This window comes from Staphylococcus sp. GDY8P120P, from assembly GCF_017892065.1.
GTDB lineage: Bacteria > Bacillota > Bacilli > Staphylococcales > Staphylococcaceae > Staphylococcus > Staphylococcus nepalensis.
The window spans coordinates 336219-360923 of the sequence record NZ_JAESKI010000008.1 but is presented as its reverse complement, the minus strand read 5'-3'; the positions used below and the strand labels follow the sequence as shown (position 1 = coordinate 360923).

Genomic DNA, 24705 nt, shown 5'->3' with positions numbered 1-24705 from the left:
AATATGCAATTAGATAGTATAGAAAAAGCATTAAAAGCGCTTAAAAATGGCGAAAGTATCATAGTGGTCGATGATGAAAATAGAGAGAATGAAGGAGATTTAGTAGCCATAACAGAATGGATGTATGAGAACACGGTAAATTTTATGGCTAAATATGGCAGAGGACTTATTTGCGCGCCCATAAGTAAAAAAATAGCGCAAGACTTAGAGCTTAATCCAATGGTTAACCATAACTCAGATATTTATGGTACTCAATTTACAGTCAGTATTGATCACATCGATACAACAACTGGTATTAGTGCCGATGAAAGAATGCTTACAGCTAAAGCTTTAATTGATGAGCAAACTAAAGCTAATGATTTTAACAGACCAGGGCATTTATTTCCGCTCATTGCTCAAGATAATGGTGTGTTAGCTAGACGTGGTCATACAGAAGCATCTGTTGATTTAGCTCTTTTAACGGGAGCGAAACCGGCAGCACTCATTTGTGAAATAATGAATGAGGACGGTTCAATGGCTAAAGGAGACGATTTAGAAGCATTTAAAAACAAGCATCAGCTTGTAATGATATCTATTGAAGACTTAGAAAATTACAGAAAAAATACTGATGCGCCGCTTGAAGCTAAAGCTAAAGTACAACTACCTACAGATTACGGTAACTTTGATATGTATGGATTTTCAACTCAAAACAATGAAGAAGAAATAGTAGCCATTGTTAGTGGTGAAATCAAAGAAACCGAAAATGTACGTATCCATTCTGCTTGTTTGACTGGAGATATCTTTCACAGTCAAAGATGTGATTGTGGAGAGCAACTTGCTGCCTCAATGGAATATATTAGTGAAAATGGTGGTATCATTTTATATTTACCCCAAGAAGGCAGAGGCATTGGTTTAATTAATAAATTAAAAGCTTATGAATTGATAGAGCAGGGATATGATACAGTTTCTGCGAATATTGCTTTAGGCTTTGAAGAGGATTTAAGAGATTACCAAAATGCTGCAAAAATCTTAAAGTATTTAGGTGTAAAACGCGTTAATTTATTAAGTAATAACCCTAAAAAATTCGGTAGTTTAGAAAATTATGGCATCGATATTGCCAAAAGAATTGATTTGATAGTTCCTACAAATAAATATAACCAAGATTATATGAAAACAAAAAAAGAAAAAATGGGTCATTTAATATAGGAGGCAAAAAAATGAATTTTGAAGGTAAATTAATAGGATCAAATTTAAAAGTAGCAATTGTAGTAAGTAGATTTAATGATTTCATCACGAATCGTTTGTTAGATGGTGCAAAAGATACCTTAATAAGACACGAAGTTTCGGCTGGAAATATTGATGTGGCATATGTACCAGGTGCTTTTGAAATTCCATTAGTGGCTAAAAAGTTAGCTCAAAAAGGTGAATATGATGCAGTAATCACTTTAGGATGTGTAATCAGAGGATCAACTTCTCACTATGATTACGTGTGTAATGAAGTAGCAAAAGGCGTGTCAAAAGCAAATGATGTAACAGATACACCAGTAATATTTGGAATATTAACGACTGAGAATATTGAACAAGCTGTAGAACGTGCTGGTACTAAAGCTGGAAACAAAGGTTCTGAAGCGGCAGTAAGTGCAATCGAAATGGCTAATTTATTAAGCGAAATATAATCAGCATTAGCATACTTCTATAGTAATAGCGTTTACTAAGACTTCTTATTATGGAACGATATCCCATAAGTTAAGATGAATTTAATTTATAATATAAAAAATGGTGAAAAACTTTTTGAATTTTAAATCCTTTTGTTGTTTTTCATAGGCAAATGTAATTATAACAATATTTAGAACCGAGAGATTTGCTGTTAATACTAAATGAGAGCCTGAGACATAAATGTTTCTGGCTCTCATGCTTGTTAAGCGGCATAAATCATTTTTTTAATACTTTATATATTAATGCACTAGATACGCCAATAGCTGTTAACAAACTGGCTACAAAGCCTGTTTTTTTCAATATTTCAGGTTTCATTAATTCTAAAAACATTAGATTTAAGTTTTGTGGACGTTCTGCTAATCTTCTCATAAAGTAGCTGAACCAATCATCACCATACGGAACATATATACAAAAATGATTTCCTTCACGTGCAAGTAATCCTGCTAAATCTGATCGGAAACCGTACAACATTTGAAATTCGTATTTATCTTTTTCAATATTATTATCTTTAATAAACTGTTTAATATGTGTGATTATTTTATCATCGTGTGTAGCAATAGAAGTGACATTATTAGCGTTTAATAATCTTTTTTTAATTAAACGTATGTAATTTTCGTCAATGTCTTCTTTAGTTTGGTAAGCAATATTTTCATTTTCTTTATATGCACCTTTTACCATACGTAAACGCAGTTCTGGGTATTTATCGATAAGTGCATCTGCTTTATATAAATAAGCTTGAATAACTGTACCTACGTTTTTAAATTCACCTTTTAGTCGATCTAACACTTGAGTAATATCAAATAAGCTATCGTATTTCTCAGTGTCTATATTAATATGCATATTACCAAATTCATTTGCTTTTAGTAATATTTCGCGTAAATTACGATAAGCAAGGTCAATATCAAACTCCGAACCGAGTTGGCTTAGTTTAATAGACATGTGACCATCTAAGCTGTGGTTGTATATTGCATACATCACTTCTAATATTTGGTCTTTGGCCTGTATCGCTTCGCCTTCATTTAAAACAAATTCTCCAAGACAATCCACAGTAACAGTGATTCCTTTGTTATTTAAACGTTCAATTGTGTCTACTAAGTCAGTAATCGTATTTCCAGCAACGACTTTTTTAGCCCCAAACATAGGACCTATTTCCTTAGCTGTTTTATTTAAAAAGGGATTATTAGATAACCCTATAAAAAAATTTTTCACAATTGGCATATTAATTCCTCCCATCCTGCTAATAGCTATGCTTTCAATAATAGTGTAGCATGAATCTAATAGTAATGAAATCGTTTACAATAAAATTTATTATGCTTAATATCACAGACTACACTATCGGATGACTGATTGATATAGTTATAATATTTATTTTTAAAAAAACAATGAACTTAAGACAACATAATTTATGCGTTTAAAATGGCAAACGTGCATCATATTTTGATACAATATATTTAATGAAATTATTGGAGAAGGGGAAGTATGGAATATGTGGAAATGGGAAACTGAAAATGAAGCTAAGGGTGTCATTGTAATTGCCCATAACATGCTCGAACATACAGGAAGATATGCGTATGTAATAACAATGCTACGTAGAAATGGCTATCACGTTATCATGGGTGATTTACCTGGGCAAGGTCAAACTACGCGTTCTAATAAAGGACAAATAGAAAATTTCGAAGTATATCACGAACATGTACTAGAATGGATTAGAATAGCAAATGAATATAAACTTCCAACTTATTTTTTAGGTGTAGGACTTGGCGGACTTATTATTTTAAACTTACTAGAAAAAGTGGAAGTACCTATTGAAGGATTGATGCTTATTTCACCATTGCTGGAATTCAAAAAAAATAATAAAACTAGAAAAGATAAGATATTATCTAATGTAGGTAAATTAACTAAAGACACAAGATTCAAAGTAGGCATAACCGTTGAAGATTTAACACGTAACGATGAGGTAATCGAAGAAGCAAAAGAAGATCAACTCATGTTACAAAAAGTGACATATCATTGGTATAAACAAATCATCGAAATCATGAAAGAAACAGTAACACACTTAAAAGATATTAAGCCACTTCCTGTATTATTAATGTATGGGCTCGAAGACAAAGTGTCTGATATTCCAACTATGCATTTAGTGAAAGATAATATTGAAACTGAAGAATTATATTTTAAAGCTTGGAAGGGTTTATATCATGAAATACATAATGAACCTGAAAGAGACGAAGTAATGCGATATATTTTAGCATTTCTTAATAACAGTACAAGTAATATTGGCTTTATCGTCCATGATGAACACGAGCTTTCATAGAGTGGGAAATTAAAGTGTAAGCAATACAAAGCATGGACGCCATCGTTTTGAAAGACGCTTCTTATAAGAAAACAATAGATGTCAGTAAAAACTTGCAGTATTAATTATAATTAGATATACGATGTAGCATCTTTAACTAGGAGCGAGTCTACGAAACCAAATTTTGGTTTTGTCTCGCTCTTTCTCATTTATAAAACGAGGAAGAAGAAACGGAAATTTTGTGAAATAAATCACAATAAACGATTGCTCTTTAGCGAAGAAAGTGTTATATTTAAATTGTGAAATAAATCACAATAAGCGATGATTTACTTTAAATATAAGGAGAGTCATAATATGAAATACAGTAAAGGAAATAAAGTGGTATTAATAGGTGATGGTGCAGTTGGTTCTAGTTATGCGTTTGCATTAGTTTCCCAAGGAATAGCAGATGAATTAGTCATCATTGATTTAGATGAAACAAAAGTACACGGTGATGTTGCAGATTTAAATCACAGTGCACCTTATGGGGGCTCACCTATAAAGATAAAAGCAGGATCTTACAAAGATTGTAGCAACGCAGATTTAATTGTTATTACCGCGGGTGCTGCTCAAAAACCAGGAGAAACACGATTAGATTTAGTGGAAAAAAATACAAGAATATTTAAAGAAATTGTTTCGACTATTATGCAAACAGGATTTAATGGTATTTTTCTAATAGCTACAAATCCAGTAGATGTATTATCATATGTAACGCAAAAAGTATCAGGCTTGCCAAAAGCGCAAGTTATTGGTTCAGGTACAATATTGGATACTGCGCGTTTTAAATATGAACTCGCAAGAGAATTTAATGTATCTCCTTGGAGCGTTGATGCACAAATTATCGGGGAACATGGTGATTCAGAATTAGCTGTGTGGTCACAGGCTAATATTGCAGGCCAATCATTATATGACATTTTAAAAGATAACCCAGACAAACAACATAGAATAGATGAAATATTTATAAATACACGTGATGCAGCATATGACATTATTAAAGCGAAAGGCGCTACTTATTATGGTATCGCTATGGGGTTAATTCGTATTACACAAGCCATTTTAAAAAATCAAAATGTGGTTCTCCCCGTTTCCAGTTATCTAAATGGTGAATATGGCCAAAATGATGTATACATTGGTGTACCAACATTAATCAATAGAAATGGTGCGGTAAAAGTTTATGAAACACAATTAAATAGTAGCGAAAGTAAATTGTTTGAAAATTCTGCCATAATTTTGAAAGAAATGCAAAATAAAATCAACCAACTAATTGCATAATTCATAATTTAATTTTAAACTGTATATAAGATTAATTTTATTGAAAATATCAAAATTTTTTCTGACAGTAATAAATTTTGTAACGAATGATTTTTTTGATGAATTAATTTTACATGTTTAACTTAATATTATGATTGGGGGATATTTCTATGGGGAAGACAATTACTGACATGGTAGATAGTGTCCTTAGATTGGAACATGTACTAAATGATATTGATGATATCTTTGAAAAAGTACAGAAACAATATAAAATGTCGAAAGAAGAAATATTAATTCTTTTAACATTATGGCAAGAAGGATCAATGACTTTAAAGGAAATGGATGATTTTGTACAAATTAAATCTTATAAACGTACAAGAACGTATAACGATTTAGTGGAAAAAGAATGGATCATTAAAGAAAGACCAGTTAATGATGAACGTACAGTAATTATTCATTTCAATGAAGATTTAGAAGCTCAAAGGGAAGCGCTTTTAGATTACTTTAAAGAAGAAATTGATGAAAAATCGTCATCTATTCAATCAAGTCTTAAATCTATCTTAAATTTATAGGGAATAATTAAAGTCTGGAAAACTGTTATTAACCTCAAAAAGTATGGGTATCAACGACTCATACTTAACATAAAAGTACACCTCTATTTCAAAAAGAGGTGTACTTTTATTATGTGTATTATTTTAAATTTCCTAGATAGTTATATGAGGAAAATAGATGGTGTTCTTGTTTTTCTCGTAGAAGTAAGTGAAGATGAAATACGTTTGATATCAAATTAAAATAGCGATGAAGTCATTTAGAGATAAACATGCTTCGTTACATAGATGCTCTGGTAAGCTATTCTAAAATTGTTTTGCGATGGTATCACTTAGACAAATACGTTTCCTGTTCTATATGTTTTTATTTAAATAGTACGTTATCTTTTTTCAATAGCACAAATAAATGGTGGATGATTTTGTTGATTAATAAACTGATACTGCAATATATGTGCTTTATTTTGGTCAAAATGTTGAAGGTAGTTTAATAATGCATCACGTTCTGTTTTACCTTCCTCATGTCCATGGTAAATAACTAAAACGATAATGCCTTCGGGCGCTAATATATCAAATATCGAATTGATAGCAGCTAAGGTACTGTTAGGATTTGTAACGATGGATTTATCTCCTTTAGGTAAATATCCTAAGTTGAAAATAGCTGCGTCAATATGTCCACGTTCCTCTCTTGGAATATATTGTTTTATATTGGCATGGCTATCATGAATTAAATGGACATGTCTAAATGTTTTAGTTTTAGTTTTAGTGTTTTGTATTGCAATGTCCTGAATGTCAAAACCATACACTTTACCATCTGGTACTTGTTGTGCCAAAAATTCAGTATCATTACCATTACCACAAGTAGCATCAATAACAATGCTGTCCGCAGATACATGTTGTTGGATGAGTGTTTTAGAAAATGGTAAAATACGCTCTATTTTCATGATTTGATAATACTTTCATAGTTTTTTCCTTGATAGGAATTTCTTCTAGCTAATTCATCATCGATTTCGTTAAGTACTTCCCATTTGTTAACACTCCACATAGGGCCAACCATTAAATCTATTGGGCCGTCACCAGTGATTCGGTGTACAATCATTTCTTTTGGTAAAATTTCTAGTTGATCGCAAACTAAATTTGTATAGTCGTCTTGTGACATAAATTCAAGCATACCTTTTTCATATTGTTTTACCATTGGAGTACCTTTAAGTAGGTGTAACAAATGTATTTTAATACCTTGAACATCCATTTGTGCAACTTCTTTAGCAGTTTCCATCATCATGTCATAATCTTCTTCAGGCAGCCCATTAATAATATGTGTACACACATTGATGTTATGCTTACGTAGTTTTGCAACACCTTCGTAGTAAGTTTCCATATCATGCGCACGATTAATTAAGTCAGAAGTTTTTTGGTGAACTGTTTGTAGACCTAATTCTACCCACAAATATGTACGTTCATTTAATTCGGCTAAATATTCTACTACATCATCTGGTAAACAGTCTGGGCGTGTTCCTATAGATAAACCTACAACACCAGGTTCTTTTAATGCCGTTTCGTATTTTTCTCGCAAAACTTCTACTGGCGCATGTGTATTTGTAAAAGCTTGAAAATAAGCAATATATTGTCCTTCGTGCCATTTTTCATGCATTCTATCTTTGATTTGTTGAAATTGAACATCTATAGGGTCGACACGGTTACCAGCAAAATCGCCGCTTCCTGCTGCTGAGCAAAATGTACAACCGCCATGAGCAACTGTGCCATCTCTATTCGGACAATCAAATCCTCCATCAATTGCAACTTTGAAGATTTTTTGGCCAAATTTATTTTTTAAATGATAATTCCAAGTATGATATCGTTTGTTTTCGAATGCGTAAGGGAAAAATTGTCCCATATAACATTTTCCTTTCTAAATTCGTTCTAGTTAAAGATTTTAACATATTTTAATGATATAGTGTTTAGAGTAAAAATAGAAATTTAAAATAAGAAAGGAGCTTACGGTTATGAACATGCCAAAATCAGTGTGGTGGTTGGTAATTGGAATGGCATTAAATATCACGGGCTCAAGTTTTTTATGGCCATTAAATACAATTTATATGAATGAGGTATTAGATAAAAGTTTAACAATGGCTGGTTTAGTCTTAATGATTAATTCATTTGGAATGGTGATTGGCAACCTACTCGGAGGTAACCTTTTTGATAAATTAGGCGGCTATCCCACAATTATGATAGGTACTGTTATTTGTTTAAGTAGTACAACGTTATTAAATTTTTTCCATGGATGGCCATGGTATGCTGTTTGGTTAGTTTGTCTTGGGTTTGGCGGCGGAATGATTATTCCTGCTATTTATGCATTAGCAGGTGCGATATGGCCAAAAGGCGGAAGGCAAACTTTTAATGCCATTTATTTAGCACAAAATTTAGGCGTAGCCATTGGTGCAGCTTCCGGTGGCTTTGTTGCTGAATTAAGTTTTAATTATATTTTTATAGCTAATTTATTAATGTATATTGCATTTGCTATAGTCGCTGTAAGTCAGTTTAATATCAAATTAGACGTTAAAGTAAAATCAAATGATGCAATGAGTTTATTATCTAAAGCGTATAGACCTCAGTTTATTGCATTATCTTTAATATGTGTCATGTTTAGTATTTGTTGGATTGCTTACATCCAATGGGAAAGTACAATAGCTTCATTTACCCAAGTGCTTAATATCTCAATGAGTCAATACAGTCTCTTGTGGACAGTCAATGGTATCATGATATTAGTTGCACAACCGTTAATTATTCCCATTATCAGATTATTGAAAGGTAATTTAAAACATCAAATGTATGTGGGTATAGGTATTTTTATTATCTCTTTCTTTGTGACTAGTTTTGCTGAACAATTTTCTGTATTTATGGTAGGTATGATTATATTAACGTTGGGCGAAATGTTTGTATGGCCAGCAGTACCTACGATTGCTAACCAATTAGCGCCTAAAGGTAAAGAGGGTTCATTCCAAGGCTACGTGAATTCTGCAGCGACTGTAGGTAAGGCATTTGGGCCACTGATTGGTGGTGTAGTTGTTGACATGTTTAATATGCAAGTTATGTTTTTAAGTATGATTTCGCTATTGGCCATTGCTTTAATATTTTTAACTTTCTATGATCGACAACTACCCAAAGATATTTAATTTGATGTTAAGCTTAATATATAGTCCAATTTATGGTTTATGATTAAGTTTGAAAATCTAACACATATGATTTGAAAGCATTTGTGTATAAACAATGGAGAGTATATTAATTATATTTTTATACTTGAAATAAAAGGCTGTATCAAATATCATTAGAAGAGTATAGGAGTAGTAACTTTAAAGCTTTCCCACAGAGAGCTAGGGTGTGGTGAAACCTAGTGTAAAGCCTTAAGTGAACTTACCGTGACTTGAAATGAATTAATGACATCTCTTACTATTAATTAAAATGAGCGCACATTTTGTGAAACAGGGTGGTACCGCGGTGAAAATCGTCCCTATTAAATAATAGTTTGAGGTGTCTTTTATTATTGAATAGGAGGAAATGTTGTGAATTACAATCATAATGAAATTGAAAAAAAATGGCAGGATTATTGGGAAGAATATAAAACATTTAAAACAGAAGATAATTTAGGCCAAAAAAAGTTTTATGCACTTGATATGTTCCCTTACCCGTCTGGGGCCGGGCTTCATGTAGGTCACCCGGAAGGTTACACAGCCACAGATATTATTTCTAGGTATAAGCGTATGCAAGGATATAATGTATTACACCCTATGGGGTGGGATGCTTTTGGTTTGCCTGCTGAACAATATGCGTTAGACACTGGAAATGACCCTCGTGAGTTCACTAAACAAAACATTGAAACATTTAAACGCCAAATTAAAGAATTAGGTTTCAGTTATGATTGGGATAGAGAAGTCAATACGACAGACCCAGAATACTATAAATGGACACAATGGATATTTATTCAATTATATAACAAAGGACTTGCTTATGTAGATGAAGTTGCGGTGAACTGGTGTCCTGCGTTAGGCACTGTACTTTCAAATGAAGAAGTAATTGATGGTGTTTCTGAGCGAGGTGGGCACCCTGTATACAGGAGACCAATGAAGCAATGGGTATTAAGAATTACTGAATATGCAGATCGGTTACTTGAAGATTTAGAGGGCTTAGATTGGCCAGAATCTTTAAAAGACATGCAACGTAATTGGATTGGGCGTTCAGAAGGGGCATCAGTATCATTCAATGTAGAAGATAGTAATGATCAAATTGAAGTATTTACCACACGTCCTGATACAATCTATGGTGCTACATTCTTAGTATTAAGTCCAGAACATCAGCTTGTAAATCAAATTACAACTTCAGAAAATCAAGAAAGTGTTGAAAAATATCAACAAGAAGCGGCAATGAAATCAGATTTAGAACGTACGGGTCTTGCTAAAGAAAAATCTGGTGTATTTACTGGAGCTTATGCAATCAACCCATTATCTGGTGAAAAAACACCAATTTGGATAGCAGATTATGTATTATCTTCGTACGGTACTGGCGCAGTGATGGCAGTGCCAAGTGGCGACCAAAGAGACTATGAGTTTGCAAAAGCCTTTGATTTACCAATTACAGAAGTCATTGAGGGTGGAGACTTATCTGAAGCAGCTTATGTTGGTGATGGGCCTCATGTTAATTCAGGTGAATTAAATGGATTATATAATAAAGAAGCAATCGAAAAAGCAATTGAATTGTTAGAACGAAATAATGCGGGTACAAGAAAAATAAACTATAAACTTAGAGATTGGTTGTTTAGCCGTCAACGTTATTGGGGCGAACCAATTCCAGTCATTCATTGGGAAGATGGTACGATGTCAACTGTACCTGAAGATGAATTACCTTTACTTTTACCGGAAACAGATGAAATTAAACCATCAGGAACTGGTGAATCACCGTTAGCTAATATTGATGACTTTGTTAATGTAATAGATGAGGAAACTGGCATGAGAGGTCGACGTGAAACCAATACAATGCCACAATGGGCAGGTAGTTGTTGGTACTATTTAAGGTTTATTGATCCGGATAACGAACAAATGTTAGCTGACCCAGAAAAATTAAAACACTGGTTGCCAGTCGATTTATATATTGGCGGCGTAGAACATGCAGTGTTACACTTACTCTATGCAAGATTCTGGCATAAAGTACTGTATGATTTAGGCGTAGTGCCAACGAAAGAACCATTCCAAAAATTATTTAACCAAGGTATGATTCTTGGCGAAGGTAATGAAAAAATGAGTAAATCTAAAGGTAATGTTATTAATCCAGATGATATTATTAAATCTCACGGTGCAGATACATTACGACTATATGAAATGTTTATGGGGCCACTTGATGCTGCCATTGCATGGAGCGAAAAAGGTTTAGACGGCTCAAGACGTTTCTTAGATAGAGTTTGGAGACTTTTAGTTACAGAAGATGGTTTGATTTCTGATAAAGTAGTAAATACAAATAATAAAACTTTAGATAAAAGTTACCATCAAACTGTGAAAAAAGTTTCTGAAGACTTTGATACATTGAATTTTAATACAGCAATTAGTCAGTTGATGGTCTTTATCAACGATTGCTATAAAGTAGACGAAATATATAAACCTTACATTGAAGGATTTATCAAAATGTTAGCACCAATCGCACCACATATTGGTGAAGAATTATGGTCACGTTTAGGACATGAAGAAACAATTACTTACCAACCATGGCCTACATTTGATGAATCATTATTAGTTGACGATGAAGTTGAAATCGTCGTTCAAGTAAATGGTAAAGTTCGTGCTAAAATAGATGTACCTAAAGATGTATCAAAAGAAGAAATGGAAGAAATTGCGTTAGATAACGAAAATATCAAAGATGAAATTGAAGGCAAAGATATTAAAAAAGTAATTGCTGTACCTCAAAAACTTGTTAATATTGTTGCCAAATAACTTAAAAGGGGCGTTTATATTATGGAGACAATATCTGTAGATGAATTAAAATCAAAGATTTTAAATTCTAATCCTATTCAAATTATTGATGTGAGAACAGATGAAGAAACTGCGATGGGGGTTATTCCTGAAGCAGAAACAATTCCTATGGATCAAATTCCCGACAATTTAAATCACTTCAATTCAAATGATACGTATTATATTATTTGTAAAGCTGGTGGCAGAAGTGCACAAGTTGTTCAATATTTAGAGCGTAGTGGCGTTCATGCGGTAAATGTTGAAGGTGGTATGGATGCTTGGGGAGATGAAGCTTTAGACATTAGAAGCATCTAGCTTTCCAGTCTTTTAATATTCGGATATACCCAATTTGTATTGCGTTTAATACATTGTTCGGTAAGCATAGGTGGATACGTTTTAACTCAATGTGGGTTCATTTAGGATCGTTAATTTTATATTTTAGTATTGTAATGTTGAAATGATGATTAATAAAAATCTCAATATAAATATACCAAGCCCCTCACTATTGCAATAGTGAGGGGCTTTTTTTAGATGTTGGGTTAGTCGCTTATCTATTTATTATAATGAGAATGCGATAAATACGTAAATAGCATCATGAGACCATTATTTATGATTGTCATTGCGGTATGAACAAAGAGGCTAACTACAAAATATACTACTTCTCTATGTCGACTGATAACTAAAAAACAGGTAAATTTATAATAGCACTTAGATAAAAAAGTTAATCAATTTCAAAAAATATGCTTATATAAAATTTTATAATTTTAATGATCTTTGTTGAGGAACAAACTAGGTTATTGTTCTATCTTTTTAATCATGTAGTTAAAGGTTTAAAGTTGAAACTTACTCGCATTAGTGCCTGATATATGACCAGTGACTAAGGCACTAGTAATATTGTAACCTCCAGTATAACCATGAATATCGAGTAGTTCGCCGCACATAAATAAACCTGGTACGTGTTTTGACATCATTGTTTTAGGCTCAATTTCTTTTAGTGAAACGCCACCGCCAGTTACAAAAGCTTTTTCAATTGATAGCGTACCGTTAACTGTAAAAGTAAATGCTTTAAATAAATTTACTAATTTGTTGAATTGTTCGTTTGAAATATGGTGTGCAGTTAATTCCTCTGAAATATTTGCTAATTCTAACATATACAGTAAATAGCGTTCTTCGATAAGACCATGTAAACTATTTTTTACATATTTATCGGGTGTATCTTTTAACAATTTACGTATTTTAGCTTCAACTTGTGCTTGGCTCAAATCAGGAAAAACATCTATTTGCATTTTAATATTTTGCTGTTTTTGGTTTTTTTGCTCTTTATATACAAACTGGCTGCATCTTAATGCAGCAGGGCCACTTACCCCAAAATGAGTGAAGATCATATCCATTTGATGCGTAATACGTTTTTTTTCATTTTTTTTCAATACAGATAGTGCTACATTTTTTAAACTTAAGCCTTTTAATCTTCTGTCTTTGATAAATGGTTCAGGAGAAGTGATGGGCACTTCAGTTGGAAATAATTCTGTAATTGTATGGCCTAACTGTTTAGCGAATTTGTAACCATCTCCTGTTGACCCAGTCTTTGGAACGCTTGTGCCACCCGTAGCAATCACTAGGCTATGACTTTCAATTGTTTCTTGGTTATCAGTTGTTATTTTAAAAGTTTGTTTTTGTGTATGTTCGATACCATGTACAACCGTTTCTTGTTTTACAGTTACATTATTTTTTTCTATTGTATGGATCAAAGCATCTACAACATCTTGCGCTTTGTTAGATACTGGAAACATACGACCATGATCTTCTTCTTTTAAAGATACACCCCGGGATTCGAAAAAGTGAATAATAGATTCGTTATCAAATACGGAGAAAGGACTATATAAAAATTTTCCGTTTCCTGGTATATTTTTAATGATTTCTTCATATGGTAAGCGGTTGGTTACATTACACCGGCCGCCACCAGATATTTTTAATTTACGGCCGAGCCCTTTTTTCTTTTCAATGAGCAAGACTTTATTACTGTTTTGACTTGCTGCAGCAGCAGCCATTAAACCGCTAGGGCCGCCACCGATTATGATTGTTTGATACATTTTATTGCCTCGCTTTACTAAATAGTGTTATTTTATAGTTTATAGTAATATAGTTTTGAAAAAAAGTGGTTATAACGTTATTATTGAAGTTATGAGTGTAAAAATTTAATTTGAGATAGGAAGATCTGAATGAGTGAAAGTAAAGAATTAGTTAGGGGTACCTTTTTAATCACCCTTAGTATATTGATTACTAAAGTCTTGGGTGTATTATATATTATTCCATTCTATGCTATTATTGGTGGAGAAGAAAAATTGGCACCTTTTAACTATGCATATACGCCGTATAATATTGCTATTGCAGTTGCGACTGCTGGCGTACCATTAGCGGCATCTAAATATGTATCTAAGTATAATGCTTTAGGTGCATATAAAGTAAGTGAAAAGTTATATAAATCCAGTTTTATCGTTATGACCATTACAGGATTTATAGGATTTTTCATTTTATATTTATTAGCACCGACTATAGCAACAATCACGTTAGCAAATAAATCAGGCGCTAAAGGTGGTTGGTCAGTTGAAGACATTACTTGGATTATTAGAATTATCAGTATGGTTGTTATATTTATACCATTACTTGCGACATGGCGTGGCGTGTTCCAAGGTTATAAATCAATGGGCCCAACGGCAGTGTCGGAAGTTATTGAACAAATTGCACGTATTTTATTTATTTTAATTGGAAGTTATCTAGTGCTCAATGTCTTTAATGGCAGTGTTTTACAAGCCAATGGTATTGCGACATTTGCTGCAGCAATAGGTGCCGTAGCGGGTATTTTCACATTATGGTATTATTGGAAAAAAAGAAAACCTAATATTGAAAAGATGGTTGCAACGGATGTTTCAGGTATCAATGTATCATATGGAAAGATGTATAAAGAAATTATTTCATATAGTATTCCATTTGTTATTGTTAGCTTGAACTTTCCATTATTTAATTTAGTCGATCAATTTACACATAATGGCGCGTTAGATTTAGCAGGCGTACCTAGCCGTCTACATGACTATTTCTTTACAATTTTAAATATGACAACTAATAAAATAGTGATGATTCCAACGTCACTATCAGCTGGCTTTGCAGTAAGCTTAATTCCATTCATTACCAAAACATATGAATCAGGCGAGTTAAGTGAAATGCATAGACAAATTAGAACATCTTTAGGTGTTTTGATGTACATTACGGTGCCAGCAAGTTTAGGAATTATGGCTTTAGCATTACCATTATACACCGTGTTTTATAGTTATAATATAGATGGTAGTCAGTTATTATTCTACTATGCACCTGTGGCTATTTTGATTGGATTGTTAAGCGTAACCGCATCTATGCTACAAGGTATAGATAAACAGAAATTAACTGTATTTGTTATTTTAGTAGCAGTTGTCTTAAAGGTTGTTTTAAATACGCCGCTTATTATGGCATTCCACACGGCTGGCGCAATTTTAAGCACAGCGATTGCGTTACTATTTGCTGTTTTATGTAACTTTTATATACTTAAAAAATATGCAAATTTTGATTTTTCAGAGACATGGTTACACTTCTGTAAAATATTCTTATATGGTTTAATTATGATGGTTGCAGTCGAATTGTCATCGTTTTTATTACAAATGTTTATTTCGCCAAAAACTAAATTTGGTGCATTAAGTATTTTAATTATCAGTGTTATAATTGGTATGTTAGTTTACGGAGGTATCACGATGAAGACGAAATTAGCTGATCAATTTTTAGGTGAGATTCCTAATAAAGTTAGACGCAAATTAGGTATTATAAAATGAGAATAGATAAATTTTTAGCGAATATGGGCGTGGGTACGCGTACAGAAGTTAAACAATTATTAAAAAGCAGTAGCGTTTTTATTAATGAACAAAAAGAAAAATCACCCAAAAAACAAATTGACCCTAACAATGATATAATCAAAATAAATAATGAGATTATACAATATATAGATAAAGTTTATCTCATGCTGAATAAACCCAAAGGATATATTTCTGCGACAGCAGATAATCAACATCAAACAGTGATAGAATTAGTGAAATCTTATCAGTTTTTAGAAATTTTCCCAGTAGGTCGTCTCGATAAAGATACAGAAGGATTATTATTAATCACTAATGATGGTGCATTTAATCATGAACTTATGAGCCCTACAAAGCATGTTTCTAAAACGTACGAAGTTATTTCTGAAAAAAATATTACAAATAATGATATAAATTCATTCAAAATGGGTATTGAATTGAATGAGGGATTGGCGATGCCTGCAACTTTAGTGAAAAGTGATGAACCATACAAATCATTTGTCACAATTTATGAAGGAAGGTATCATCAAGTTAAGCGTATGTTTCATGCTATAGATAACGAAGTGCTTGCATTGAAACGTGTGAGTATTGGTGAGTTAAAACTTGATGAATCATTGGGTCCAGGTGAATATCGTCATCTAACGCAACAAGATTTTAAACAATTAGGATTAAATTTATAAAGAGGTGTTATTATGTCAAAATTACTAAAAGCAATTATAGGTGTCGGAGGAGCAGCTGCTGCAGTTGTGCTCTCTAAAAAAGAAAATAGAGATAAATTGAAAGATGAGTATAGCAAATACAAGTCAAATCCTGAATCATATAAACAAAACGCTAAAGATATCGCTAGCCAAATAAGTTCAAAAGCTGGGGAAACTTATAACGAAGTGAAACAAGACCCGAAAGGTTATGCGTCAAGAGTGAAACAAGATCCGAAAGGGTTTATAAATGAACAAAAAGACCGTTTTAAAGGCGTTAATGAAAAAGAAGAACACGTAGAAGAAGCTAGATTTACGGATGAAGGTGCAGCAGATCCTTCAAACAATTTGCGTGTAGTTACAGAAGAAGAACTTAAAAATAATAAAAATAAATAATTGTTTATAAAATGTGTAGATTAAGCTACGGATAGACCCACATATTTCTAAAATGGTGGCGTTACCCCGCAAAGGTTAGAAATACTATCTTCATAAATGATTATATAAGCCTGGGACATTTTTATGTCTCAGGTTTTTTAATCTTAATACAGAGTATAAAACCACTCATATAGTGGTATTTAACTGTTTTTCAATAATGATTACAGTTAAAAATTTTAAATATAAGTTACATCTCACTGTAGTTTCTATACTACTTCATGTAAAATATTAAATATATAAGTAATGAGAAGGAAGTTGATTCTAAATGTGGAAAGATAAAGTTAAAGCATACGAAGAACATATTATAGAAGATTTGAAAGGTTTATTATCTATTGAGAGTGTAAGAGATGATAACAAAGCTTCGTCTGATAATCCAGTCGGACCAGGACCGCGGAAAGCATTAGATTATATGTACCAAATTGCTGAGCGTGATGGATTTAATACACATGACGTAGACCATATTGCAGGTCGTATAGAATCCGGAAAAGGCGAAGATGTTATGGGTATTTTATGTCACGTAGACGTGGTACCAGCTGGCGATGGTTGGGATTCTAATCCATTCGAACCGGTTGTAACTGAGGATAAAGTTATCGCGAGAGGTACGCTTGATGATAAGGGGCCTACCATTGCTGCTTATTATGCAGTCAAAATATTAAATGATATGAAAGTAAACTGGAAAAAGCGTATACATATCATTATAGGTACGGATGAAGAATCAGATTGGCAATGTACAGATCGCTATTTCAAAACGGAAGAAATGCCTACATTAGGTTTTGCCCCTGATGCGGAATTCCCAGCTATCCACGGGGAAAAAGGTATTAGCACTTTCGATGTAGTACAAAATGAAAAAGCAGAAGATAAAGATGAGCCTGAATATGAATTAATTTCATTTACTTCTGGGCAACGTTACAACATGGTTCCTGATGAAGCAAATGCTAAATTAGCGGTTAAAGAAAATATGACAGACGTTATTCAAAATTTCGAACAATATTTATCTGAAAATCAAGTAGATGGTGAAAGCGTCGTTGATAGTGGTGTGTTAGTCCTTAAAACCTATGGTAAAGCAGTGCATGGTATGGATCCGTCTATTGGTGTGAACGCAGGATTGCACTTATTGAACTTCTTATCTAAGCTTGGTTTAGATAAAACAGCTGCCAACTTTACTCAATTTAGCGAACAATATCTATTTAATTCTCACTTTGGCGAAAAAATGGGGATGAAATTCCATACTGATGTGATGGGTGATGTTACAACTAATATTGGTATTATTTCTTACGATAACCAAAATGGAGGCAGATTTGGTATTAATTTAAGATACCCTCATGGTTTTGAATTTGAAGAAGCAATGACTCGATTTAAAGGTGAAATCGAAAAAAACGGTTTTTCTATTGAATTAGGTAAGAATCAAACACCTCACTATGTAGATAAAAATGATCCATTTGTACAAACATTAGTGAAAGCATACCGTAACCAAACAGGTGATCCAACAGAACCATACACTATTGGTGGCGGAACTTACGCACGTAATCTTGATAAAGGTGTTGCATTTGGTGCAATGTTTAACGATTCAGAAGATTTAATGCACCAAAAAAATGAATATATTACGAAAAAACAATTGTTTGATGCAACGAGTATTTATTTAGAAGCTTTATATACATTGTGCGTGGAGGAATAATTATGACTAAAGTATTGATTAACGAACATTTAGTAGATGAACAAGACGCAAGAGTCCCTTACAACGACAGAGGCTATGTTTTCGGCGATGGTATATATGAATATATCAGAACTTATAATAATAATATTTTTACTGCAAAACCACATTTTGAAAGACTGTTAAGAAGTGCTAAAGAGATTGGTTTAGATTTGAAATACAACGTAGATGAACTTACAGAATTAGTACAAGAATTATTAGCAGCTAACGGTGTAGTTAACGGTGGTGTATACATTCAAGTTACGCGTGGCGCTGCCCCAAGAGATCACGCGTTTCCAACGCCATCAGTAGAAGCCAATGTAATGGCATTTACAAAAACATATGAACGTCCATATAAACTATTAGAAGAAGGCATTAATGCTATAACAACAGAAGATATTCGTTGGTTGAGATGTGATATTAAAAGCTTGAATTTATTGGGTAATGTGCTAGCTAAAGAAAGCGCAGTTAAATATAATGCTCAAGAAGCTATCCAGCATCGTGGCGATATCGTTACTGAAGGGTCATCAAGTAATGTATATGCAATTAAAGGTGGGGAAATATACACGCATCCTGTAAATAACTATATATTAAATGGCATTACGCGAATGGTAATTAAAGATATTGCAGAAGCCAAAGGCATTCCATTTAATGAAGGCACTTTCACTGTGGATTTTTTAAGAAATGCGGATGAAATTATCGTATCAAGTACTTCAATTGAAGTAATGCCTGTAATTAAATTAGATGGTGAATTCGTAGGTGAGGGAAAAGTCGGCCCAATAACTAAATCATTACAAGAAGGATTTAACAGATACATTGATGCAGATAGTTAATATTTTCCAAAAAAGGAAATAAAATGTAACATCTATTGAAACTAAATTATGTTATAATGCTTACTGAGCCGATTAATAAAATTCCTGAAAATGTTCGTAGTAAAATGTGACTTTTTGTTTCTCATTATTGGTTGAAATAAACGTCTAAACATTATAAAATCTTTTATGAGACTTGAAATTGGTGTATAAAATTTCATGAAAAAAAGCAAAGGAATTTTAAAAATTTCATGCTGTTTCGGGTAGATTTATGATATGATGATAAAGTTATAAAAATCTCAATACAGTATTTAATATTTAAATATACAAACTTAAATCTATGGGACAAAATGATGGTCATAACACGTGAGGCTATCATATATGATTTAAGTTTATAATTGTGTTAGAAAATGACTATATTTGGCTCTCGAAATTTGTTTTCTGGAGCCATTTTCTAATTGAAAGTGAGGTGAACGTGTTGGAGCAGTTTTATCAATTAGGATGGACACTTGATTCAGCAGGTGGCGCATCTGGCGAAGCTTATATGGCAGAGCAAGATGGACAGAAATTGTTTTTAAAACGAAATTCTAATCCATTTATTGCAGCTTTGTCTGCTGAAGGTATTGTACCAAAGCTCGTGTGGACGAAACGTATAGAAACAGGGGAAGTTGTAACAGCACAACATTGGAAAAACGGCAGAGAGCTAACTTTCGATGAAATGTATGAACAACGTGTCGCTAATTTGCTAAAAAAAATACATAGTTCAAAAACACTTTTGAATATGTTGAAACGTATGGAAATGAATCCTATTACACCTGATATTTTATTAAATAAAATTAACGCCTCATTATCTAGAGAAGTGTTAACGCATCATGTTATTCGTAAAGCATTGACATATTTAGAAGATCATATGCCTTGTCTTGATCCTAGGTTCTTTACGGTTGTTCACGGAGATGTTAACCATAACAACTGGTTGTTATCTGATCATGATGAATTATTTTTAGTTGATTGGGAAGGTGCAATGATTGCGGATCCAGCTATTGATTTAGGTATGCTGCTATACAATTACGTTCCTGAAAATAAATGGCCTCAATGGTTGAGAGATTATGGTACGAAAGATTCTATAGACTTACAAAAGAGAATGAAATGGTATACTGTTGTTCAGTCAATTGGAATGGTACAGTGGTACGAAGAACAAAAACGCTATAAAGATATGAATATGTGGTTGAAGTTCTTAAACGAAGTAATGAATAACAATGTATTTATATAAGGAGTTATCAAGATGAGAGTGCGTTACAAGCCGTGGGCTGAAGATTATTTAAAGTCGCATCCTAATATTGTAGATACGGATGGTAGCCATGCAGGACATATAAGTGAATGGTTTGATAAAGATCAACCGATATATATAGAAATTGGTTCTGGCATGGGTCAATTTATTACAACGCTTGCTGCGCAAAGACCAGAAATTAATTTTATTTCTATGGAACGGGAAAAGAACGTTATGGTCAAAGTGTTAGATAAAGTGAGAGAGCAAAATCTAACCAATATTAAATTGATTTGTAATGATGCGATTGAATTAAATGAATACTTTAAAGATGAAGAAATCTCTCGTATTTATTTAAATTTCTCAGACCCTTGGCCAAAAAGAAGGCATACGAAGCGTAGATTGACTTACCATACATTTTTAGCGTTATATCAACAAGTGCTAAAAAAAGATGGAGAAATCCATTTTAAAACGGATAATAGAGGTTTATTTGCTTATAGTTTAGAAAGTATGTCCCAATTCGGAATGTATTTCACTAAAATAAATTTAAATTTACACCAAGAAGAAAAAGAAAATAATATTGAAACAGAATATGAGCGTAAATTTTCAGATAAAGGCTCAAGGATTTATAGAATGGAAGCTAAATTTCACAATAATTAAATTGTTTTTGTAAATCACTTTATGTAGTTAATCGCCAGTGTATAATATAATACTAAGATGAAATAAAGATGGAAATTTTTTATAAGATTTCATTATTTTATTTTTTTAAGGCTACTATTTTCATAAATGGGAAAGTAGCGCTTTATAGACAACCAGAAACCCAATTTGGGTTTCTTTTTTTTATAAGATAAACTAAAGCAAGGGATGTAAGCGTCAGGCTTCCTTACATAAGTGTTATTGAGGTTTAAATGGAATACAAGCACTAAAACATTTGCATAAGCACTAATACTGTTAAGAGGATTATATACGTTATGACTCAAGTCTAATTTAATAAATTAAAAAGTAACGCTTTAGCAGTAGTGCTTTAAGAACTGACTTTTAAAAAATAGTTTTCTAAAAAGTAGCGATTTTGAAGCAATAGTTCATTAGCGTACGTTTTAAAACGTATTGATAGCATAGTCATGTGACAACGATCTACGTCAAGTCCAAGAATTAACTTAGAGTATTTGTATCTGAGTTCATTTGTAGGTATGTACGATATTCATCTGTATGTGTGGATTTACAATTTTCATTATTTTACGAGGGAGTTGTATTATATTACTATATTAATAAACAGTATTTAAACAAAGAAACGAGGGATAATCTTGAAATTAGGCAATTTTAAAATGCATTACCTTAATGGTGGGATTACAAATATTGATGGGGGCGCAATGTTCGGCGTTGTACCTAAAGTTTTATGGACAAAAAAATATGAAATCAGCGAGGATAACCGTATTCCTTTACCAACACACCCAATTTTAATTCAAACGGAAGAATTTAATATTATTATTGATACAGGGATTGGTAAGGAAAAGCTTACTGACAAAGAACGCAAGATATTTGGTGTAAATTATGAAAGCCAAATTGAAGAAGATTTAAAATCATTTAATTTAGAAACACAAGATATTGATTATGTACTGATGACACATTTACATTTTGACCATGCTTCAGGTTTAACTGATAATGAAGGGCATGCTGTTTTTGAAAACGCCATTCATGTCATACAACAAGATGAGTGGCACGAGTTTAATAGCCCTAATATACGTAGTAAATCCACTTATTGGAAGAAAAATAATGGAGATTTCACGAAGAAATTAATTTTATTTGAAAATCAATTAGAAGTAGTAAGTGGCATTCATATTTATCATACTGGAGGCCATAGTTATGGTCATTCTATTATTACTATTGAAAGCAAAGGAGAAAAGGCAGTGCATATGGGAGATATTTTCCCAACTATTGCACACAAAAATCCATTATGGGTAACTGCTTATGATGATTATCCAATGCAGTCTATTAGAGAAAAGGAACGGATAATACCTAGATTCATCTTAGAGGATTATTGGTTCTTATATTATCATGATGTAAATTATTTCGCTGTGAAATTTAATCAAACTGAATCTAATGAAATAGCACAATATATTACTAGAAATTAAAATAAGGTTAAAGTTTAGAACATTTGAAATGAAACTATATCTGTTTTAAAGCATTGGTTTTGCTTTATGAATGACTTGAGCAGCGATATATTTTGTTTCATATCATTATTGTACTGCGATAGTTAATAGTTGTTTGCTATCGGGTACGTAAGATGTTCATAACTTTAACCTTCAATCATTTACACTCTATGATGTCGAGGACTTCTCCTGTTTTAGCATTTGCGTAAAAATCGTAATAAATGCGTTTGCCATTGTGAAGTGTAGTGACACCACCTTGAAAAGCTTCTAATTGGTCGTTAGCGTTTTTATACATAATCGTTTCGTTTAATATGTAAGAACCGACAACATTCATAAAATATGTTTTTACTTCAGAAACAATTTTCTCTGGATTTTGATGTTGTATTTGCTTTTGACGTTTATAAAAATAAATTGATCCAACAATAACTGCTAATGAAATAATTGTGATGAAGAACCAACTTTTTTTATTTAACATATTACAATCTACCCCCAATAAAGTCATATTTATAGTTTACCACAATGAAGATGATATAATAAATATTAAGGAGTGAGAGACATTGAGTATAGACAAAAATCAAACATTATCAAGAATGAAAAATTTAACAGAATTACATGGCGCACCTGGCTTTGAAGATGATGTGAAAACGTATTTAAAAAATGAAATGGCACCGTACGTAGATGAATTTGTTTATAATCGTATGGGCGGTTTTTATGGAGTGAAGCGATCCAAAGCTAAAGAACCTAAAAAAGTAATGGTTGCTGCTCATATGGATGAAGTTGGTTTTATGATAACTCATATTACAGATAACGGACTATTGCAATTCACAAACTTAGGTGGCGTTGCTACTGACATATGGCAAGGACAAAGATTAAAAGTGAAATCACGTACCAATGAAGAAATCGTTGGCATCGTTGCAAATATTCCAAAGCACTTTAGAACGGGTAATGAAGGTGCGCCGACGATAGAAGACTTATTATTAGATATCGGTTGTGAAAGTGAAACAGATGTAATAAATCGAGGTATTCAAATAGGGGATACCATTGTTCCTGAAACACCATTTACGCAATTATCTGAACATAGATTTGTAAGCAAGGCCTGGGATAATCGTTATGGTTGTTTAATTGGTTTAGAGTTATTAGAATTATTGAAAGATGTAGAATTAGATTTTGATTTATTTGTTGGAGCGAATGTACAGGAAGAAGTTGGATTAAGAGGAGCAAAAGCTTCCGCCGAATTAATAGATCCAGATATTGCATTTGTAGTTGATTGTTCTCCAGCAAATGATATGAAAGGAAAACAGCATCTTTCAGGAGAACTAGGTAAAGGTACTTTAATCCGTATCAAAGACGGCACGATGATACTCAAACCGACATTTAGAGATTACCTTATAGATTTAACAAAAAAATTTGATATTCCAAACCAATATTATATGTCTCCTGGCGGTACTGATGGCGGAGAAATACACAAAGCAAATATTGGTATTCCAACTGCAGTTATCGGTGTTTGTGCACGCTATATTCACAGTACGAACGCAGTGTTTGATTACCGTGATTATGATGCAGCGCGGAGACTGTTATTCCAATCAATTAAAAACTTAAATGATAAAATAATCGATACGCTACAATATAATTAATATTTAGGAGTGATTTAATGGAACAATTAGAAAATGAACAACAATTTGAAGAATTAAAAAAAGAACAAACTGTGTTTTTATTTACTGCAGACTGGTGTCCCGACTGTAAAGTGATTGAACCAGATCTCCCACAACTGGAAGCAAAATATACGAATTACAAATTTATATCTGTAGATAGAGATAAATTTATAGATATTTGTATTAATCATGGTATTATGGGCATTCCAAGTTTTCTAGTATATAAAGATAATAAACAAATTGGTAGCTATATTGGAAAAGAACGTAAATCAATTGAACAGATAGATGATTTTTTAGCTTCTTTATAAAAGATAAATCAAAT

23 protein-coding genes and 1 other annotated feature are annotated in these 24705 nt (G+C 32.6%); of the genes, 18 read left to right on the top strand and 5 right to left on the bottom strand.

The annotated features are described in order from the left end of the window. The first annotated feature begins 3 nt into the window (after window positions 1–3). Both ribA and ribH read left to right on the top strand, forming a co-directional pair. Entirely contained in the window at window positions 4–1185 is a 1182-nt protein-coding gene (ribA, locus tag KA900_RS07825) for a GTP cyclohydrolase II (RefSeq protein WP_096809084.1), read from the top strand. A gap of 11 nt (window positions 1186–1196) precedes the next feature. Beyond that, window positions 1197–1655 (top strand): 6,7-dimethyl-8-ribityllumazine synthase, encoded by a 459-nt coding sequence (gene ribH, locus KA900_RS07820; RefSeq protein WP_096809086.1) that lies wholly within the window; start codon window positions 1197–1199, stop codon window positions 1653–1655. 256 nt (window positions 1656–1911) lie between these two features. Here ribH and KA900_RS07815 read toward each other — a convergent pair whose 3' ends face one another. Then, complete coding sequence (locus KA900_RS07815; RefSeq protein ID WP_096809088.1) at window positions 1912–2913, bottom strand: proline dehydrogenase family protein; 1002 nt, start codon at window positions 2911–2913, stop codon at window positions 1912–1914. Between the two features lie 268 nt (window positions 2914–3181). Here KA900_RS07815 and KA900_RS07810 point away from each other — a divergent pair, with 268 nt between their 5' ends. From KA900_RS07810 to KA900_RS07800, 3 genes are all read left to right on the top strand, one after another. Further along, window positions 3182–4006: an alpha/beta fold hydrolase gene (locus KA900_RS07810; RefSeq protein WP_096823781.1), complete on the top strand. Its 825-nt coding sequence runs from the start codon at window positions 3182–3184 to the stop codon at window positions 4004–4006. A gap of 333 nt (window positions 4007–4339) precedes the next feature. Further along, window positions 4340–5296, top strand: a complete 957-nt coding sequence (locus KA900_RS07805) for an L-lactate dehydrogenase (protein ID WP_096809092.1) — start codon at window positions 4340–4342, stop codon at window positions 5294–5296. A 149-nt stretch (window positions 5297–5445) separates the two neighbouring features. Then, the gene (locus KA900_RS07800) at window positions 5446–5847 is read left to right on the top strand and encodes a transcriptional regulator, SarA/Rot family (protein WP_103373558.1); all 402 of its coding nucleotides are present in this window, start codon (window positions 5446–5448) and stop codon (window positions 5845–5847) included. A 356-nt stretch (window positions 5848–6203) separates the two neighbouring features. Here the strand turns inward: KA900_RS07800 and mnmM are convergent, their stop codons facing one another. Both mnmM and mnmL read right to left on the bottom strand, forming a co-directional pair. Further along, on the bottom strand, window positions 6204–6764 hold the full coding sequence (mnmM, locus tag KA900_RS07795) for a tRNA 5-(aminomethyl)-2-thiouridylate-methyltransferase MnmM (RefSeq protein ID WP_096809097.1): 561 nt from the start codon (window positions 6762–6764) through the stop codon (window positions 6204–6206). Further along, entirely contained in the window at window positions 6761–7714 is a 954-nt protein-coding gene (gene mnmL, locus KA900_RS07790) for a tRNA modification radical SAM protein MnmL/YtqA (RefSeq protein WP_096809098.1), read from the bottom strand. Before mnmL ends, mnmM begins: the two co-directional genes overlap by 4 nt. Window positions 7715–7823: 109 nt before the next feature. Between mnmL and KA900_RS07785 the strand changes: the two genes are divergently transcribed. The 3 genes from KA900_RS07785 (at window position 7824) to KA900_RS07775 (ending at window position 12128) form a co-directional block, all read left to right on the top strand. Beyond that, a complete protein-coding gene (locus KA900_RS07785; RefSeq protein ID WP_096809100.1) occupies window positions 7824–8993 on the top strand; it encodes an MDR family MFS transporter in 1170 nt (389 codons plus the stop codon). A 154-nt stretch (window positions 8994–9147) separates the two neighbouring features. Next, window positions 9148–9333: a binding site (T-box leader), on the top strand. Between the two features lie 47 nt (window positions 9334–9380). Further along, the gene (gene leuS, locus KA900_RS07780; RefSeq protein ID WP_115342097.1) at window positions 9381–11795 is read left to right on the top strand and encodes a leucine--tRNA ligase; all 2415 of its coding nucleotides are present in this window, start codon (window positions 9381–9383) and stop codon (window positions 11793–11795) included. Between the two features lie 21 nt (window positions 11796–11816). Then, window positions 11817–12128 (top strand): rhodanese-like domain-containing protein, encoded by a 312-nt coding sequence (locus tag KA900_RS07775; RefSeq protein ID WP_115342098.1) that lies wholly within the window; start codon window positions 11817–11819, stop codon window positions 12126–12128. 515 nt (window positions 12129–12643) lie between these two features. On the opposite strand, the gene KA900_RS07770 is transcribed toward KA900_RS07775, so the two are convergent. Continuing rightward, window positions 12644–13903, bottom strand: a complete 1260-nt coding sequence (locus tag KA900_RS07770) for a BaiN/RdsA family NAD(P)/FAD-dependent oxidoreductase (protein ID WP_096809105.1) — start codon at window positions 13901–13903, stop codon at window positions 12644–12646. A gap of 129 nt (window positions 13904–14032) precedes the next feature. Between KA900_RS07770 and KA900_RS07765 the strand changes: the two genes are divergently transcribed. The 8 genes from KA900_RS07765 (at window position 14033) to KA900_RS07730 (ending at window position 22713) form a co-directional block, all read left to right on the top strand. Next, a complete protein-coding gene (locus KA900_RS07765; RefSeq protein ID WP_210139418.1) occupies window positions 14033–15670 on the top strand; it encodes a putative polysaccharide biosynthesis protein in 1638 nt (545 codons plus the stop codon). Next, a complete protein-coding gene (locus KA900_RS07760) occupies window positions 15667–16368 on the top strand; it encodes a pseudouridine synthase (protein ID WP_115342099.1) in 702 nt (233 codons plus the stop codon). Before KA900_RS07765 ends, KA900_RS07760 begins: the two co-directional genes overlap by 4 nt. A 12-nt stretch (window positions 16369–16380) precedes the next feature. Beyond that, complete coding sequence (locus KA900_RS07755; RefSeq protein ID WP_115342100.1) at window positions 16381–16779, top strand: YtxH domain-containing protein; 399 nt, start codon at window positions 16381–16383, stop codon at window positions 16777–16779. A 304-nt stretch (window positions 16780–17083) separates the two neighbouring features. Beyond that, a complete protein-coding gene (gene pepV / locus KA900_RS07750; RefSeq protein ID WP_103373267.1) occupies window positions 17084–18493 on the top strand; it encodes a dipeptidase PepV in 1410 nt (469 codons plus the stop codon). 2 nt (window positions 18494–18495) lie between these two features. Next, window positions 18496–19341 carry a D-amino-acid transaminase gene (gene dat / locus KA900_RS07745; protein ID WP_096809116.1) on the top strand — a complete coding sequence of 282 codons (846 nt, stop codon included), beginning with the start codon at window positions 18496–18498 and terminating at the stop codon, window positions 19339–19341. A 454-nt stretch (window positions 19342–19795) separates the two neighbouring features. Beyond that, window positions 19796–20587, top strand: coding sequence for a phosphotransferase family protein (locus KA900_RS07740; protein WP_096809118.1), 792 nt, complete (start codon window positions 19796–19798; stop codon window positions 20585–20587). A gap of 12 nt (window positions 20588–20599) precedes the next feature. Continuing rightward, on the top strand, window positions 20600–21241 hold the full coding sequence (gene trmB, locus KA900_RS07735) for a tRNA (guanosine(46)-N7)-methyltransferase TrmB (protein ID WP_103373269.1): 642 nt from the start codon (window positions 20600–20602) through the stop codon (window positions 21239–21241). Between the two features lie 644 nt (window positions 21242–21885). Continuing rightward, a complete protein-coding gene (locus tag KA900_RS07730; protein WP_174221768.1) occupies window positions 21886–22713 on the top strand; it encodes a YtnP family quorum-quenching lactonase in 828 nt (275 codons plus the stop codon). A gap of 175 nt (window positions 22714–22888) precedes the next feature. Here the strand turns inward: KA900_RS07730 and KA900_RS07725 are convergent, their stop codons facing one another. Continuing rightward, window positions 22889–23206 carry a hypothetical protein gene (locus KA900_RS07725; protein ID WP_096809123.1) on the bottom strand — a complete coding sequence of 106 codons (318 nt, stop codon included), beginning with the start codon at window positions 23204–23206 and terminating at the stop codon, window positions 22889–22891. A gap of 82 nt (window positions 23207–23288) precedes the next feature. Here KA900_RS07725 and KA900_RS07720 point away from each other — a divergent pair, with 82 nt between their 5' ends. After that, the gene (locus KA900_RS07720; RefSeq protein WP_096809125.1) at window positions 23289–24365 is read left to right on the top strand and encodes a M42 family metallopeptidase; all 1077 of its coding nucleotides are present in this window, start codon (window positions 23289–23291) and stop codon (window positions 24363–24365) included. Window positions 24366–24382: 17 nt separating this feature from the next. Then, window positions 24383–24691 carry a thioredoxin family protein gene (locus KA900_RS07715; RefSeq protein WP_096809128.1) on the top strand — a complete coding sequence of 103 codons (309 nt, stop codon included), beginning with the start codon at window positions 24383–24385 and terminating at the stop codon, window positions 24689–24691. Window positions 24692–24705: the final 14 nt, after the last annotated feature.